24 protein-coding genes are annotated in these 13,779 nt (G+C 33.4%); 19 read left to right on the top strand and 5 right to left on the bottom strand.

The features are described 5' to 3' along the window. Nucleotides 1–65 precede the first annotated feature (65 nt). The 4 genes from VEHSUH05_RS00915 to VEHSUH05_RS09330 form a co-directional block, all read right to left on the bottom strand. Nucleotides 66–962, bottom strand: coding sequence for a P63C domain-containing protein (locus tag VEHSUH05_RS00915; protein WP_105090456.1), 897 nt, complete (start codon nt 960–962; stop codon nt 66–68). A gap of 369 nt (nt 963–1,331) precedes the next feature. Beyond that, on the bottom strand, nt 1,332–1,643 hold the full coding sequence (locus VEHSUH05_RS00920; protein WP_170007078.1) for a DUF3862 domain-containing protein: 312 nt from the start codon (nt 1,641–1,643) through the stop codon (nt 1,332–1,334). 110 nt (nt 1,644–1,753) lie between these two features. Next, nucleotides 1,754–2,020: an ImmA/IrrE family metallo-endopeptidase gene (locus VEHSUH05_RS00925; RefSeq protein WP_105090458.1), complete on the bottom strand. Its 267-nt coding sequence runs from the start codon at nt 2,018–2,020 to the stop codon at nt 1,754–1,756. A 20-nt stretch (nt 2,021–2,040) separates the two neighbouring features. Further along, a complete protein-coding gene (locus VEHSUH05_RS09330) occupies nt 2,041–2,448 on the bottom strand; it encodes a helix-turn-helix domain-containing protein (RefSeq protein ID WP_054674027.1) in 408 nt (135 codons plus the stop codon). Between the two features lie 174 nt (nt 2,449–2,622). On the opposite strand from VEHSUH05_RS09330, the gene VEHSUH05_RS00935 reads away from it, so the two are divergent. Beyond that, nucleotides 2,623–2,829, top strand: coding sequence for a helix-turn-helix domain-containing protein (locus tag VEHSUH05_RS00935; protein ID WP_105090459.1), 207 nt, complete (start codon nt 2,623–2,625; stop codon nt 2,827–2,829). A gap of 289 nt (nt 2,830–3,118) precedes the next feature. On the opposite strand, the gene VEHSUH05_RS00940 is transcribed toward VEHSUH05_RS00935, so the two are convergent. After that, a complete protein-coding gene (locus VEHSUH05_RS00940; RefSeq protein WP_105090460.1) occupies nt 3,119–3,895 on the bottom strand; it encodes a DUF4393 domain-containing protein in 777 nt (258 codons plus the stop codon). 343 nt (nt 3,896–4,238) lie between these two features. On the opposite strand from VEHSUH05_RS00940, the gene VEHSUH05_RS00950 reads away from it, so the two are divergent. The 18 genes from VEHSUH05_RS00950 (at nt 4,239) to VEHSUH05_RS01030 (ending at nt 13,629) form a co-directional block, all read left to right on the top strand. After that, nucleotides 4,239–4,454 (top strand): hypothetical protein, encoded by a 216-nt coding sequence (locus tag VEHSUH05_RS00950; RefSeq protein ID WP_105090461.1) that lies wholly within the window; start codon nt 4,239–4,241, stop codon nt 4,452–4,454. Nucleotides 4,455–4,465: 11 nt separating this feature from the next. Next, entirely contained in the window at nt 4,466–4,690 is a 225-nt protein-coding gene (locus tag VEHSUH05_RS00955) for a hypothetical protein (RefSeq protein WP_105090462.1), read from the top strand. After that, nucleotides 4,674–5,021 carry a hypothetical protein gene (locus tag VEHSUH05_RS00960; RefSeq protein WP_105090463.1) on the top strand — a complete coding sequence of 116 codons (348 nt, stop codon included), beginning with the start codon at nt 4,674–4,676 and terminating at the stop codon, nt 5,019–5,021. Before VEHSUH05_RS00955 ends, VEHSUH05_RS00960 begins: the two co-directional genes overlap by 17 nt. An 82-nt stretch (nt 5,022–5,103) precedes the next feature. Further along, a complete protein-coding gene (locus VEHSUH05_RS09475) occupies nt 5,104–5,352 on the top strand; it encodes an HNH endonuclease (protein WP_170007080.1) in 249 nt (82 codons plus the stop codon). Nucleotides 5,353–5,684: 332 nt separating this feature from the next. Beyond that, nucleotides 5,685–6,467, top strand: coding sequence for a rolling circle replication-associated protein (locus tag VEHSUH05_RS00970; RefSeq protein ID WP_105090465.1), 783 nt, complete (start codon nt 5,685–5,687; stop codon nt 6,465–6,467). 13 nt (nt 6,468–6,480) lie between these two features. Further along, nucleotides 6,481–6,612: a hypothetical protein gene (locus VEHSUH05_RS09480; RefSeq protein WP_425445590.1), complete on the top strand. Its 132-nt coding sequence runs from the start codon at nt 6,481–6,483 to the stop codon at nt 6,610–6,612. Beyond that, a complete protein-coding gene (locus tag VEHSUH05_RS00975) occupies nt 6,612–6,899 on the top strand; it encodes a hypothetical protein (RefSeq protein ID WP_105090466.1) in 288 nt (95 codons plus the stop codon). The genes VEHSUH05_RS09480 and VEHSUH05_RS00975 overlap by 1 nt, the downstream gene beginning before the upstream one ends. Then, nucleotides 6,892–7,272: a single-stranded DNA-binding protein gene (locus VEHSUH05_RS00980; RefSeq protein ID WP_105090467.1), complete on the top strand. Its 381-nt coding sequence runs from the start codon at nt 6,892–6,894 to the stop codon at nt 7,270–7,272. The genes VEHSUH05_RS00975 and VEHSUH05_RS00980 overlap by 8 nt, the downstream gene beginning before the upstream one ends. 78 nt (nt 7,273–7,350) lie before the next feature. Then, complete coding sequence (locus VEHSUH05_RS00985; RefSeq protein WP_054674017.1) at nt 7,351–7,584, top strand: hypothetical protein; 234 nt, start codon at nt 7,351–7,353, stop codon at nt 7,582–7,584. 59 nt (nt 7,585–7,643) lie between these two features. Continuing rightward, nucleotides 7,644–7,976: a DUF4406 domain-containing protein gene (locus tag VEHSUH05_RS00990; protein ID WP_054674016.1), complete on the top strand. Its 333-nt coding sequence runs from the start codon at nt 7,644–7,646 to the stop codon at nt 7,974–7,976. A 120-nt stretch (nt 7,977–8,096) separates the two neighbouring features. Next, a complete protein-coding gene (locus tag VEHSUH05_RS00995) occupies nt 8,097–8,750 on the top strand; it encodes a DNA-methyltransferase (RefSeq protein ID WP_245875906.1) in 654 nt (217 codons plus the stop codon). Nucleotides 8,751–8,765: 15 nt separating this feature from the next. After that, the gene (locus tag VEHSUH05_RS09280) at nt 8,766–8,936 is read left to right on the top strand and encodes a hypothetical protein (RefSeq protein WP_170007084.1); all 171 of its coding nucleotides are present in this window, start codon (nt 8,766–8,768) and stop codon (nt 8,934–8,936) included. 358 nt (nt 8,937–9,294) lie between these two features. After that, nucleotides 9,295–9,753, top strand: coding sequence for an MmcB family DNA repair protein (locus VEHSUH05_RS01005; protein WP_054674014.1), 459 nt, complete (start codon nt 9,295–9,297; stop codon nt 9,751–9,753). Nucleotides 9,754–9,759: 6 nt separating this feature from the next. Beyond that, nucleotides 9,760–10,113: a hypothetical protein gene (locus tag VEHSUH05_RS01010; RefSeq protein WP_105090468.1), complete on the top strand. Its 354-nt coding sequence runs from the start codon at nt 9,760–9,762 to the stop codon at nt 10,111–10,113. Between the two features lie 30 nt (nt 10,114–10,143). Then, nucleotides 10,144–10,677: a hypothetical protein gene (locus VEHSUH05_RS01015; protein WP_054674011.1), complete on the top strand. Its 534-nt coding sequence runs from the start codon at nt 10,144–10,146 to the stop codon at nt 10,675–10,677. Nucleotides 10,678–10,793: 116 nt separating this feature from the next. After that, nucleotides 10,794–11,156: an HNH endonuclease signature motif containing protein gene (locus VEHSUH05_RS01020; RefSeq protein WP_054674009.1), complete on the top strand. Its 363-nt coding sequence runs from the start codon at nt 10,794–10,796 to the stop codon at nt 11,154–11,156. A 149-nt stretch (nt 11,157–11,305) separates the two neighbouring features. Then, complete coding sequence (locus tag VEHSUH05_RS01025) at nt 11,306–11,884, top strand: terminase (protein ID WP_245875907.1); 579 nt, start codon at nt 11,306–11,308, stop codon at nt 11,882–11,884. Beyond that, entirely contained in the window at nt 11,881–13,629 is a 1,749-nt protein-coding gene (locus tag VEHSUH05_RS01030; RefSeq protein ID WP_105090469.1) for a terminase large subunit, read from the top strand. Before VEHSUH05_RS01025 ends, VEHSUH05_RS01030 begins: the two co-directional genes overlap by 4 nt. Nucleotides 13,630–13,779: the final 150 nt, after the last annotated feature.

A 13,779-nucleotide genomic window follows, 5' to 3' on the forward strand; every position in this document is an offset into this window, starting at 1 on the left:
GCCCCTATCTAGTAGTAGTTAGATAGGGGCATTTTTTATTTATATTCTATAGATTAACACTAAAATTAAATGTCAAAATCTAACTCATCTTGAACGAAGTTACCAAATGCTTTCTTAAAATTATTCATAAAATCAGGCCAGTTTTTGGAAATTCTCATGATTGCAATGACTTGCATAAGATGATCATGTAAATCACGTTGACCAATATCATTAGTTAAATGTTGATGATGTGTTGCCTCTCTTCGTCCGGTACGTTTATTTTTTATAGGATTTAGTCGCTTTAACTCCTCTAATACTCCAGGTGGTAATTTTTCATAGATTAGTAAGTTTGTGAGTTTACCTACAATTTGAGGACGTTTAACACTCATAGGATTGTAAGACCAACCCTTTAATCTAAATAATTGCTTATAGAATTCATCAGGAAACATTTTAGCCCATTTTAGACGTTCTTCAGATAAATAGGCAGACAAAAGTTTTTGAAGGGCCTCTTGTTCTCTATCGGCTTGATATCCAGTTGCCTCATCAACTAATGCAACAATTCCAATGTGAGCTAGACCACGCATAATAATTTCTGCAGTTTGTGCTTTATCTAATTGATTTGCCATTAGAACACCAGCAGCTCTAGCTTCTAACCAAATATTACAAACAACTGGTAGTGCATCAGCTGTGAATCCAGTTACAATTTTATTGTTACTATTAATATATTCTATGCGAGCAAGGGGGCCATCCAATAAATCCGCATGAATAAAAGGTTTTAGGTTATTTGATGCTAAAAATATTGGTAAAGGGGACCCGCTATTTTTTAATTCTTTTGCTAATAGTCTTGAAGCCCCACTACGACCACCCAAGACAGCATTAGTAATACCTGTTTCGCTTAAAACTCGTGTTCCATCTTCAAGTACTGCACAAGGTATTTCTTTTTTCCCAATTTTAATCTTTCCTTGGTGGGTTGCTTTTAACATGAATTTATACCTCCTTTATATGGGAATTTAACCAGGATACGTTTTTATAATATATTGATCACAAGAATATTGATAAATAGACTTATCAATATTATCTTCCATATGAAGATGAAGTTTTTCCTTAAGTTTAGGTAATGGCTTATCGTATGCCATAATAAAACCTTTGATATATAAAAAAGGCACTATCCGAAGATAGCGCCTTAGTGACCAACGCCCGTAGCATTGAAGTCAATTCACTATCTATAGTATATCATACTTGACACTAAATAATATTAAAATTGTAAGTTATATACTTCTTAGGTTGTATGATAGCCCCTTATCCTACATGTTAGAGGATAAGGGGCATTATTTTGTTTAGTTACATCCGATTTATTTCAATCCAGCTTGTGCTTTCATATCAACATGATTATTAGTAAATGAGATTTGCATATTAGATCCATCGCTATTTTGCCATTGATAGATTTTAAAAACAACTTCACCAGATACCCCTTCAATAGCAGGCATTTTGCTTTCTGCTGAAGGTTGTCCAGGGTCTCCCAAAATATCTTTGACTTGTTCGTATGTCATACCTGTTTGAATTTTATTGTATTTCTCTAAGGTATACTTATTGCTGGTTACACCGCCACAACCACTAGCAACTAAAGATGCTACAATTAAACCTGCTAATAATGTTTTTTTCATAATAAAATCTCCCATTTTAATAATGAAATATATAAAGGTTGCCATTGCAACTCAAACGGCCTATATAAGTGATCTATGATTTTGTTGATGTCAACAAAAAGGCATGAAATCTATAATACATGATGATAAAAGTCGATTTCTTCTAATACATCATCAGTAAGTTCTCTACGTCTTACCATATGTTCAATTAAATTAACATGATGATCTAAGTAAAAATCATCATTAATAATATGCAATAACTCGTGCTTTATTTCGTTACGCATATCTTCAATAGACATATTTTTACGGATATAAATATTGTGTACACCTTCATCTTCCCCAGTTGATGAAATGGCTTTTACATTAGGAATATCACACTCAATAATATTAATAATCAAACTAACAACCCCTAATAGCATTATTTTTTATTTCTAGATTTGATAAATTCAATGTAATTTACTGCCTCTTGCATTTCCTCTTTAGAAATACCTCTTGATGCGGAGAATAACATACGCATTTCTGGACGAGTGCGAAGCATTTCCGCATACTCTGCAGCTTCTGCATCTAAATAGTAACTGTCGGTTTGGTTGGAATTAGTATTGAGTGTAGATTGATGCGGATTTTCCCATCCCATTAAATATGCAGGAGTAGTATTTAATATGTTTGCAAGTGGTTCAAGTATCGTTAATGGTAATTTTTCTATTTCATTACTTTCATATCGATAATAGGTCGCACGAGAAATATTTAATTTTTTAATGATCTCATCTACAGATAAGTTATTCTGTTTGCGTAAACGTTTTATACGCTCATGTATCCTTTCAGTCATAACTTCTCCTCCTTTGAGACAAGTATAGTATAAGTGTATCATATTTGCAACAAATAAATTTAAAAAGTTTAAAATGTTTCAAAAATGAGAAAAAATATCTTGACGAAATATAATGATAGGGATATACTTTAATTAATCTCAAAAATGAGACAAACATCAAGGGAGGTGATGTATATGGATGTACAGGCTTTAAAAGCAAAAATATTAAGTTGTGGGTATAATATTGTAGAGTTTTCTGATAGAGTTGGAATTGATAGAAGCACGTTTTATAGAAGACTTGATAAAGATGGAAACAATTTTACAATAGAAGAGGCATTACGAATTAAAGCGGTACTTTCATTAACTGATTCGGAAGCTTATTCTATTTTTTTATCAAAATAGTCTCAAAAATGAGATTTTTAATGAGGTGATAAAAATGAAACAGGAAAAGTAAAATGCCCCAAATGTAATACAGAAGTGATAGATGGAAATTTCTGTGAACATTGTGAGGCAAGATAAATGTAAATTAAATTGTTAATTGTTTAAGACTGGAAACGAGGTTTAAAAGATGGAAGGGTATACATATGTGTTATTAACACTGGGATTTTTATTTTCAACGTTTATTAACGTTACTGTAGCGGGATTTTTAACAATAAAAATGTTTGGATTTATGGAGAAGAAAATTTTTGAATCAGAGACAGATTTTTTTAAAGCTAAAAGCTAGCTCAGTTAAATAACCGTTGTAGGTAACTATTTCATAATCTGAATAATCAGATAATGGATTATTACAATCAGAAACTATAACTGAATAGAGATTAGTCGCTTTAAATCTAGTAATAGCATCTGAATTTTCTGAATCGACCAAAATACCACCTAAGTTTCTAGTTGGAATTGAAATTAAGCCTAATCGGTCTAGATTTGCTATAGAAATACAGTGTGATTGGTCAAATTCTTTAAAGTTTTCTGACAAATATATATCTGTTATAGATAATGATACATCTGGGGTAGATTTTCTTCTTATAAGACAGCGTAAAAGTGTTGTAGGATTATCAAATTCTGCAAGTATTTTAGCATCAGTAGGATTCATTTGCTTTAATATTTCAATAAATGAATGATGTACTAAATTTCTTTTTCGATCATCCATATCTGCTGTTATTAATTTGGAAAACATTTCTCTAATAGATTCTTCCTCTATGTAGTACTTAGAAGCTTCTATAGCAGGTCCGACAATACTTAATCGTGGTTCAACTAGATGATTTTCAGGAATATTAGCAAAATTTTCTTCAATACTACGTTTGTATTCTAAAAGTGAATGTTCGTGTTTAATAACTTGTTTTTTAGACCAAGTATTTACATAGGCAAAGCAACCATTCCAAATATTTGCTAAGGTTTCACCGGCAGCACTTGTGACAGGGTTTAACACTTTATTTACTGGTTCAGGCAAATTGAGAGTAAGGTTTAAATCCATAAAAATACTTCCTTTCTAGAATGTTTATAGCATTCATAATAATCAAAAGTTAAAAGCAAAGAGGTATTTAATTGAGTAATTAAATAATCATCTATAATAACAATCTATTTTCTAAGGCGATTATAACAACAACTTATTAATAAAAATGAAACAAACATGAAAAGAATATTAAAGGAGAATATCAAAAAGAAAATGGGTAGAAAGAAAAAGATTAAACAACAACCAATATATTACAAACGATACTTACATAATGATGGTGGATATATGGCAATCAAAGTAGAGCCAATTCATCATAAAAAACATTTGATAGAACATAACATATTAACAATAAGAGGGTAACTATATGGATAATATTAGTCCTAAATACGTTCCCATTAGCAAATTAGCTAAAATATGGGGGCGCAGTAAAATGTACATTTATCGGCGGATTGACATAATCCGCAATGAAGGAAAGTTTGACGAAATTTGTATGCAACTTGGACCACAACAAACATTGGTCCATGTAGATAAATTTGAAATGTGGATGCGTTCACAACATATGAAATGGTTAAAGGCATAAGAGTGGTAGATATGGATAAGGTAATTACAGCGATACAGTGGTTATTTGGTGTCATTGTATTTGGTTTATATGGTGGCATTGAATTTGCAGAGTCATGGGGGGATGTTTTGTTTAATGTCATCAACATGATCGCTTACAGTATAGGAATTTATTTACTTCAAAAAATTAAACGAATATGGCTTTATAACAAGAAAATTAAAGAACTAAAAAGGAAACAGTATGCAGCAATTAGATAGTTGGGAGCTATTACCTTACTTAAATAGGAAAAGAGATGATTTAAATAAGGCCCTTACGATTGCCAAAGAGCGAGGCATAGAGTTAGCAGCAGCAGAACGGAAATATAGAGTTGAAAAACGTAAGGCTATATTACAGGCAAAACATAATGGAGAAAAAGTATCTCTAATTATGGAACTGGTAAATGGGGATGAGGTTATCAGCCAATTACGATATGAACGAGATGTAGCTAAAACACTCTATGCCAGTGCTACGGAAGCCATCAATATTTATAAATTGGATTGTAGATTAGTTGAGGCCCAAATAGCTAGGGACTGGGATAAAAATGCTTAAAAGGACACCATTAAGAGCCAAAACAAGACTGGTTTCAAAGAAGCCATTAAGCAAGAAAAGTAGAAATAAGAAAAAGAATGATATGGAGTTGGAGAAAATCCGGCCGAAAGTAATAGAGCGAGACCACGGAAAATGCATTTTATGTGGGGCGCATTATGAAGAGGTCCATCATATCAAATATAGGTCAGCAGGAGGGAAAAATAACATAGAAAATCTATGTTGCTTATGCTGGCATTGCCATAGAATTAAAATTCACGCTGGATCACATCAAAGAGAATACAGAAAAGTTTTACAAACAATACTAAAAGAAAGGCATGGATATGAGTACTAAATGGTATGAGAAAGCACTAAATAATACATGTCCGGAATGTAAAAAAGCAATCAAGCATGCTGTAGTATGTCATAGACATAAACAGTTGATATGCATGGATTGCTGCAGTAATTGCCAATACCTAACAAAGTCTCAAGGTGATTGGCATTGTAATTTTGACAAAGAAAAATGACCGTGTCGGGAAACACGGCCATTAAAGTTATGTGATAACTAAAACCTTACATGTTTAGTATATCACGTATAGTGGGAAAAGTCTAGTAAAATAGCGGTTTGATAGCTATTTTGTGAGACTAGATAGATACATTAACAACTCAACATAAGGTGATAACTAAATGAGAAGAAGAACAACTATAACATCTAAAAATATGATTGAAGTATCAGATCATATTACAGGGAATTCATACTATGGGAAACCAGGAAGAAAAATACGGAGTGAAAGAAAGCAAGTAACACCAGAAGTCATAAGAAAGAATAATTTAAGGATGGCTGAAAAGCAATTGAGGTTACTAATAGATATGAATTTCAAGGCAGATGATTATTATCTAACACTCACATTTAGGAATGAGGAAGATGAATTAGATGCAAAAGAGATGATACGAAAATTCTTTAGAAAGGTAAGAGACTTATTTAATAAGGCGGCGGAAACCTGTAAGTACATTTATGTGATGGAAAAGCAGGGGCGCATACATTTTCATGCATTACTTTCAAGAGGGATTGAACTAACCACTCAATTATTAAAAAAACTATGGCCACATGGTTATACAAAAATTGAGTACTACAGAGGGGAAGCAGAAGATGCTATAGGGTTGGCTAAGTATTTTATGAAGGAGAGAAAATCTGACATTGATCATAATGATGCGCAGATAAGAAAGAAATGGGTATCTAGTACAAATCTTGAAAAGCCGAAAGTAAAGAAAAAGATACTAAAGGCTACAGAGTGGCGTAAAGATATTAAAGTACCTAATGGATACTACTTAGATAAAGATAGTGTTTATGAAGGGGTAAATAATTATGGATTTTCATTTAGAACATATAGGCTAATTCGATTACCTGATTGGAGGGGAGAATATGAACAGAGAAAATCGACTAAGGCCCTGTCCGTTTTGCGGGAATAAAAATATGAGAATTATGACAGGAATAAAAGTAGGAGTAAAACATCATATGGTGGCATGTGATAAATGTGGAGCCGTTACTCATTTTGAAGAATGGCCAATGTATTTGGATTGTGAAAAGGCATGGAATAAAAGGGTAGATAACTAATGGAATATAGAGGACTTGTATTTGTTCCAAGAACAACTGGAGAAGCGATCATAAATGCATATGCAATGAATGCATGGAATGACACAGGGAAGTATATCTATTTTCAAGAGGATGGAATATCAGTAGGGATACATACAACAGATGACGGGATATACATAAATTCATTTATGGATGTAGCTATATGTGCTGCATGGTTAAATGGGGAGATATCAATTACCGAATTAAAAGAGGTAGAAGGTATCTATACAAATAGAACAAATAGAGTAAAGGAGAATAAGCATGAATAATGTTAATCTAATGGGAAATCTAGTGAGGGACCCGGAAGTAAGATATACAAAAACTGGTAGAGCGGTAGCAACATTTACAGTAGCTGCAAGTAATACCTATATTGATGCCAATACAAAGGAAGCAAAAGAACAGACGGCATTTGTAAACTGTGTAGCGTGGGGAACACTGGCAGAAGAAATAGGGAACTTACGGAAAGGGAACAAATGTTTGGTACAGGGAAGAATTCAAACACGATCATATGAAAATCAGAATGGTGAAAAGCGATATGTAACAGAAGTAGTTACAAGTTTTGTAGGGGCCACATTGAATGGGGGCCATAATGAACCATCGAATTTTGACAACTTCAATAATGATGAACAAATCCCCTTTTGATAAGGGCAATGCAGAGATATTGCCAATAGAGAAGAAACGAAATAAGGCCATAGAAAGAGCGGAAAGGTTGATGCGGTAATGGCAAGACCAAAGGATATGTTTTTAAAAGCAAAAACCTGTAAGCATGCAGTAAAGTTTACAGGCAATCAAGGATTGTTTGTAAGAACTACTTGTAAATGCCCAAATAAATTAATGCTGCCGGTGCCGGATAAAAGAGGAATTAGAGTAAAAGTACCTTATATCATGGCTAAGAAGTGCATAAATTGTAACGGGTATATAGATGCTAGAAAAGAAAAGGCAAAGAGAAAATAATGCTAATCACGCTGATGCGGACATTTAGAAAGTAATAGAGTAGCGAGGGGATTCAATTAATGAGTAAGAAACTTATCTATGTAGCCCATCCTTATGGTGGGAAGAAAAGAAATAGAGAAAAGATAGATGTAATCATGAATGAATTAATATTTGCAGATACAGCAAATGATTATGTATCGCCTATCCACAACTATGGATTTGTTTATTTGACAGGCGATGAATACCAAAAGGGGCTAGATATTTGCTTAGGTCTCTTAGGTCATTGCGACATCCTAGTATTATGTGATGGATGGGAACAGAGTAGAGGATGTAAAGGTGAATATGAATATGCTCAAAAGCATGGTAAGGCTGTATTCAAACTAGATGAATGGAAGGCATTGAACAGAATATGAAAGTAGAATTATTTAATGATAATTTTCAGAACTATAAAAGATATGGCATACCTAAGGCACAACTTGTAATAGCCGATATTCCATATAATTTGGGGGGGGGCAGCATATGCCAGCAATCCCATGTGGTATATAGGCGGGAACAATAAGAATGGTGAAAGTAAGAAAGCAGGAAAGGCATTCTTTAATACAGATCATAACTTCAATATTGCAGAATATTTTCATTTCTGTAACCGCCTATTAAAAAAAGAACCAAAAGAGAGGGGCAAGGCTCCATGTATGATTGTGTTCTGTAGCTATGAACAACAATCTATGGTAATCCAATATGCTAAGAAACATGGATTTAAGAATTACATTCCTATTTTTTTCATCAAGAATTATTCGGCACAGGCATTGAAAGCAAATATGAGGGTAGTAGGGGCCACAGAATATGCCTTAATTTTGTACAGGGATAAACTACCTAAGTTTAATAATAATCACAAGATGATATTTAACTGGTTTGAATGGCGTAGGGATAATAAGAATATGATCCCTAAAATTCATCCAACACAAAAGCCTGTATCAGTATTAAAGAGATTGATAGAAATCTTTACTGATGAAGGTGATGTAGTAATAGATCCTGTGGCAGGTAGCGGCACAACATTAAGAGCAGCTATGGAGTTAGGACGTAGTGCATATGGGTTTGAAATATCAAAGGAATTTTACATAAAGGCTAAAGAGGAAATGCTTAGCGATGTAAAAACACAAGGGAATTTATTAGAATATTGTGAATTATAAAGAGGAAATAAATAGATGAAAGAAAAGGTATATGCAGTATTTACTATGTTGGGCGGAGAAAAGGCTATGGTAGGCATATTTACTAAGAAAGAATTAGCAGAAGAATATATAAGAACAGTAAAGAATCATAAAGAATTAGATTTAGAATTTGAAATTGTTGAGTTTAAATTAAATAAAGGATGGTAAAAGTTATGCAAATGAAATGTCATAGGTGTGATAAGTTATTCACACCAGTAAGGTCAGAAAAGCATTGTCCGGATTGTATAGAAGGAAAGCCAATACCAAAGAAGAGAACAGTAGCTGAGGTAAGGGCAGAAATACAAGCGAAGCGTGATGCGGAAGAAGCAAAGAAATATAAGTATGAACGGTACTGTATATGTTGTGGTAAGAAATTCTATACAAATAAAACCAACCGAGTGATATGCAGTGATTATGATTGTGAAGAGAAAATGCGTATAGAACGGTTGCAAACTAATAGAGCAAGATATAGGGCGAATGCAAAACAGAAAAGAGCCAAATAAGGTAGCATAAGGGGCTGTAAGATATGACGGAAGAAGAAATACAAAAGAAATTGGGCCGGCATTTATTTTTAAAGAATATTACCATTCCTAACATAACAATGCATGGAGATGGAAGAGGTAAGGGGCAATATGAAGCAGATCTAATCTACTTCAATCTTAAAGCAAGAGTTATCACTGAAGTAGAAATAAAGATAAGCATTCAAGATTTTAGGGCAGATTTTAAGAAGAAAAGATATCATGATCATTTACATGTAGGATATTTGTATTATGCAATACCACAAGACCTGTATGAAGACCATAAGGATGAAATAGAAAGCTTATTAGGTGATGCGGGGTTAATAGTGGTTAATTTATTTCAAAACAAAGGCGAAGCAGTTAAATACATTAAGAGGGCAAAGAAACGCAAAAATGTAAGGTTGTTGAATGAAAGCGATGTTATGAACTATTTAAGGATTGGTTGTATGAAGTGGGTTAATAGGTGAAAAATTATGGATACAATGGAATGCATCAATAATAATATAGAAGCACAATTAAGAGGAGAAAGAATAAGAAATCTTAACTGGGATAAAGTAGCAGAACATATTGTAAATCATGGCCCTAATATAATGGTATATGCTGGTATTAATGAAGACTGGGAAAATACATGTGGGGTTATATATGATCATGGTGAAGTAATCCATAATGATGCATATGCAACGAGTACATGGGGGACACCAAGCATCTTTACATATGTAGAAGGGAAAAATAAAAAGATAGACGGTAAAGATGGATATTTTATATATGCGGATGAGCATATATATGATTGGACAGAATCGGCATTAAAAGTGGTACAAGGGGAATAAGTACAAGGTACTTGATGCGGGAGGTAGCCATTGACTGAACAGGAACTAATAAGAGAGATAACGACTATTGCGGCTAAAACAGCAATAGAAGAATATAGGAAAGAAATAAGTAAGAATGAAAAGGAAACGGTAGATACTCTTAGACACAATACCATGAAGCTATTCAAACATTACAATAAGTTAAAGACTTATGTAGAGAATAGTATATCTGACTCATCACAAGCTAAAGATTTATGGCTTGATAAATTATTAGGAGAAATGTTTGATGATGATAGCAAGGTAATGGTTAAATCGATAATTAAGAGTAAGGAGCAAACCGAACTCATGATGCGGCATATAGATAACATGATTGATATCTATAATGAACGTTGCAAATGCAGGCGAGTTAATTACTGTGATTGCGTAAGACGATATTATATTGACAATGAATCCTTGCAGAACATTGGCGATTCATTTAATCCTAAAGTCGATGAAAGAACAGTGCAGCGATACATCAAAAGAGGATTGGAAGAGATGTCCATTCTTCTGTGGGGATTAACCGGGATTAAAAATAAATTGTCGTAAAAGTGTCGTGGACGTGTCGTAAAGATAAAGGTATAATGATAGTGTAAATAAATATGGAATGAAGAAGAAATAAAAGGCACCCATTATTAGTGGGTGCCTTTTATGTGGAGATACAAATGAAAAGAGCAAGGCATGAATGCAGGTATCCTGGATGTCATGAATTAACAACAGATAGATATTGTGAAAAGCATAAAGTAAAACAAGATAATACAAGACTATCTGCACATGCTAGAGGGTATACCTCTAAATGGGATAAAGCTAGAAAGGTATTTCTTGCAGAACATCCAACATGTGAATGTGCCGAATGCAAGGCATCAGGAAATCCATTGGCGGCAAATGTAGTGGATCATATCATTCCTCATAGAGGAAATATGAAATTGTTTTGGGATAGGAATAATTGGCAAGCTATGAATAAACGCTGTCATGATAAGAAAACAGCAAGAGAAAATGGCGGTTTTGGTAATATGGTTAAACGATAATGATAAATAGTGAGAATACCCCCCTATTTAAAAATGTTTGAACCTTGAAAACCCAGACCGTGTGGCTCCTTTCTTCGTAAAAAGTTCGTGAAATAAACTATTTCTGAGAAACGAAAATTTTATAGGCAATGAAAAGAGGTGAAAAAGTAGTGGGCCGAAATGCGAAACCTATAGATTTAATAATGGCTGATGGGAATAAACGACATTTAACAAAAGCTGAAATTGAACATAGAAAAAACACAGAAATACGTTTTGGAAATGATAAATTAGTATGTCCAAAACATATAAAAAATAACAAAAATGCATATGCAAAATGGAAAGAATTAATGCGTCTTTATAAAGATTTTAATTTTGTAGCATCCGGAGATGTTGGGATGCTAGGTCGCTACTGTATGGCCTATAGTGAATATCTTGATTTAATTGAACGAAGAGCGATAATCAACCAATTATCAATTAATATTGAAGAACATTATTATATTGAAAAAGAGTTGAAAGATGAAGGAGTCCCTGAAAAACGAATTGAGAAGATGATAGAGAAGTACGAATTTATCTTATCAATAGGTGGACTCATTGCACTTGATAAAGCAATCAATGCAAAGATGGATGCATTGGTTAAAATGGAAGATAGGTTATTCTTGAATCCATTGGCTAAAATTAAAAACGTACCTAAGAAACCGCCAGAGGAAGAAAAAACAGAATTAGATCAGAATGGATTTGGTGATATATGACAATAAAGGAAGAGTTAATACAATATGCTAAAGACTGTATTAATGACACCAAGCATTGTTGCCAGAAACATAGATGGGCATGTGAAAGATTTCTGAGGGATATAAGCCGTGAAGGAACGGATGAATTCCCTTATATCTTTGATGATGCAAAAGCAGAGAGATTTTATAAATGGGCAAGTTTACATAAGCATACTAAAGGCGTGCTAGTAAATACGCCCATTATATTTACACCAATACAGCGGTTTATATTTGGTAACATTTATGGATGGATTCATAAAGATACTGGGTATAGAAGATTTACAAAGGCATATTGGCAAGTGGGAAGAAAAAATGCAAAATCTCAATCATTAGGTCTAGTTGGTGATTATGAATTAATGGCACTTGGTGAAGATAATTCAGAAGTTTATATAGGTGCGACTAAAACACTCCAGGCAAAAATCATTTACAATGAAGTATTGGCAATGCTTAAAAAATCAAGTGCTTTGTTTAAAGGCAAATGGAAAGAAGCATATAGTACGATTGTACATATTAAAAGTAATTCAATAATGCGTGCTTTGTCTAAAGATGATGGAAAAACTGGCGATGGTTTAAATCCACAATGTGGACTGATTGATGAATATCATGCGCATCCAACAGATGAAATATTAGAAGTCATTAAGACAGGTATGATTGCACGGCGACAACCTTTATTATTTATTATTACAACAGCAGGTAATAATTTAGGGGGGCCTTGCTATAGAATTGAATATCCATTAGTAAGTAAAATCCTAAATCCGGATATCGAATTTGATATACCGGATTATTTTTGTATGGTTAATGAATTAGATCGAGATGAAGAAGGGAATCTGATTGATGACATAAACGATGAAGAGTGTTGGATAAAAGCAAATCCAATTGCAGCTACATATGAGGTAGGATTAAAGAATATCAGAAGTAATTATATGTCAGCGATAGAAAGCCCAGAAAAGATGGTGTCATTTATGACTAAGAATATGAATATATGGGTTAAACAATCAGCGCAGTCATATATTGATATGGCAAAATGGAAGGCACGAGGAAGATTAAATGAGGACTTTGAAAACGATTTAGGAATATCACTATATGGATATGATGCATATGTAGGTATTGACGTATCAAAAACAATTGACCTTACAGCTGCTGGGATAGTAATCCCGGTAGATATTAATAACAGTAAGAAATTTATTACTTTAGCACATGGTTTTATACCGGAAGAAACAGTACAAACAAAAGAACGAACAGATAAAATCCCATATAGACTATGGAGTGAAAGAGGATGGCTAACAATTACTCCAGGTGAAATTGTTGATTATCGATTTATGACTAAATGGATTGAAGAAACATTAAATAAATATGGATTAAATATTAAAGATGTTTGTTATGATCCATATAATGCTACTCACTATACCCAAGAATTAGAGTCAAATAAAGGATGGGGAATTGTAGAAATCAGGCAAGGTATTATTACATTGTCAGAACCTACAAAGTCGTTCAGAGCAGAAACATATCAAGGCAATATATTGCACCCAACTAATGATTTATTAGATTGGGCAATTAGTAATGCTGTAACAAAAGTTGATGCTCAAGAAAATATTATGTTAGATAAGGCAAAAAGTACTGAACGTATTGACCCAATAGCAGCCATAATAAATGCATACACAAGGGCAAAAGTAGCAGCTGATGATGATTTAAGTGCATACATAATGAGTGATGAGTTTAGTCTATAGGAGTCGTAATGAAATATATAAAAATAATAGGAAGTATAATTGATGACATGCTATTTACAATAGGGGCCATCTTTTTTTGCATCGGAGGATTTATGATCCATACGATAGTAGGCATATATAGTGTTGCGTTGGCCTCCTGTGTACTTGGGT

This window comes from Veillonella denticariosi JCM 15641, from assembly GCF_002959855.1.
GTDB classification, from domain to species: domain Bacteria; phylum Bacillota; class Negativicutes; order Veillonellales; family Veillonellaceae; genus Veillonella; species Veillonella denticariosi.

Coding starts and splice junctions, on each gene's coding strand:
- VEHSUH05_RS00915 (WP_105090456.1), bottom strand. CDS start 962: ATGTTAAAAGCAACCCACCAAGGAAAGATTAAAATTGGGAAAAAAGAA.
- VEHSUH05_RS00920 (WP_170007078.1), bottom strand. CDS start 1,643: ATGAAAAAAACATTATTAGCAGGTTTAATTGTAGCATCTTTAGTTGCT.
- VEHSUH05_RS09330 (WP_054674027.1), bottom strand. CDS start 2,448: ATGACTGAAAGGATACATGAGCGTATAAAACGTTTACGCAAACAGAAT.
- VEHSUH05_RS00935 (WP_105090459.1), top strand. CDS start 2,623: ATGGATGTACAGGCTTTAAAAGCAAAAATATTAAGTTGTGGGTATAAT.
- VEHSUH05_RS00940 (WP_105090460.1), bottom strand. CDS start 3,895: ATGGATTTAAACCTTACTCTCAATTTGCCTGAACCAGTAAATAAAGTG.
- VEHSUH05_RS00950 (WP_105090461.1), top strand. CDS start 4,239: ATGGATAATATTAGTCCTAAATACGTTCCCATTAGCAAATTAGCTAAA.
- VEHSUH05_RS00955 (WP_105090462.1), top strand. CDS start 4,466: ATGGATAAGGTAATTACAGCGATACAGTGGTTATTTGGTGTCATTGTA.
- VEHSUH05_RS00960 (WP_105090463.1), top strand. CDS start 4,674: ATGCAGCAATTAGATAGTTGGGAGCTATTACCTTACTTAAATAGGAAA.
- VEHSUH05_RS09475 (WP_170007080.1), top strand. CDS start 5,104: ATGGAGTTGGAGAAAATCCGGCCGAAAGTAATAGAGCGAGACCACGGA.
- VEHSUH05_RS00970 (WP_105090465.1), top strand. CDS start 5,685: ATGAGAAGAAGAACAACTATAACATCTAAAAATATGATTGAAGTATCA.
- VEHSUH05_RS09480 (WP_425445590.1), top strand. CDS start 6,481: ATGACAGGAATAAAAGTAGGAGTAAAACATCATATGGTGGCATGTGAT.
- VEHSUH05_RS00975 (WP_105090466.1), top strand. CDS start 6,612: ATGGAATATAGAGGACTTGTATTTGTTCCAAGAACAACTGGAGAAGCG.
- VEHSUH05_RS00980 (WP_105090467.1), top strand. CDS start 6,892: ATGAATAATGTTAATCTAATGGGAAATCTAGTGAGGGACCCGGAAGTA.
- VEHSUH05_RS00985 (WP_054674017.1), top strand. CDS start 7,351: ATGGCAAGACCAAAGGATATGTTTTTAAAAGCAAAAACCTGTAAGCAT.
- VEHSUH05_RS00990 (WP_054674016.1), top strand. CDS start 7,644: ATGAGTAAGAAACTTATCTATGTAGCCCATCCTTATGGTGGGAAGAAA.
- VEHSUH05_RS00995 (WP_245875906.1), top strand. CDS start 8,097: ATGTGGTATATAGGCGGGAACAATAAGAATGGTGAAAGTAAGAAAGCA.
- VEHSUH05_RS09280 (WP_170007084.1), top strand. CDS start 8,766: ATGAAAGAAAAGGTATATGCAGTATTTACTATGTTGGGCGGAGAAAAG.
- VEHSUH05_RS01005 (WP_054674014.1), top strand. CDS start 9,295: ATGACGGAAGAAGAAATACAAAAGAAATTGGGCCGGCATTTATTTTTA.
- VEHSUH05_RS01010 (WP_105090468.1), top strand. CDS start 9,760: ATGGATACAATGGAATGCATCAATAATAATATAGAAGCACAATTAAGA.
- VEHSUH05_RS01020 (WP_054674009.1), top strand. CDS start 10,794: ATGAAAAGAGCAAGGCATGAATGCAGGTATCCTGGATGTCATGAATTA.
- VEHSUH05_RS01030 (WP_105090469.1), top strand. CDS start 11,881: ATGACAATAAAGGAAGAGTTAATACAATATGCTAAAGACTGTATTAAT.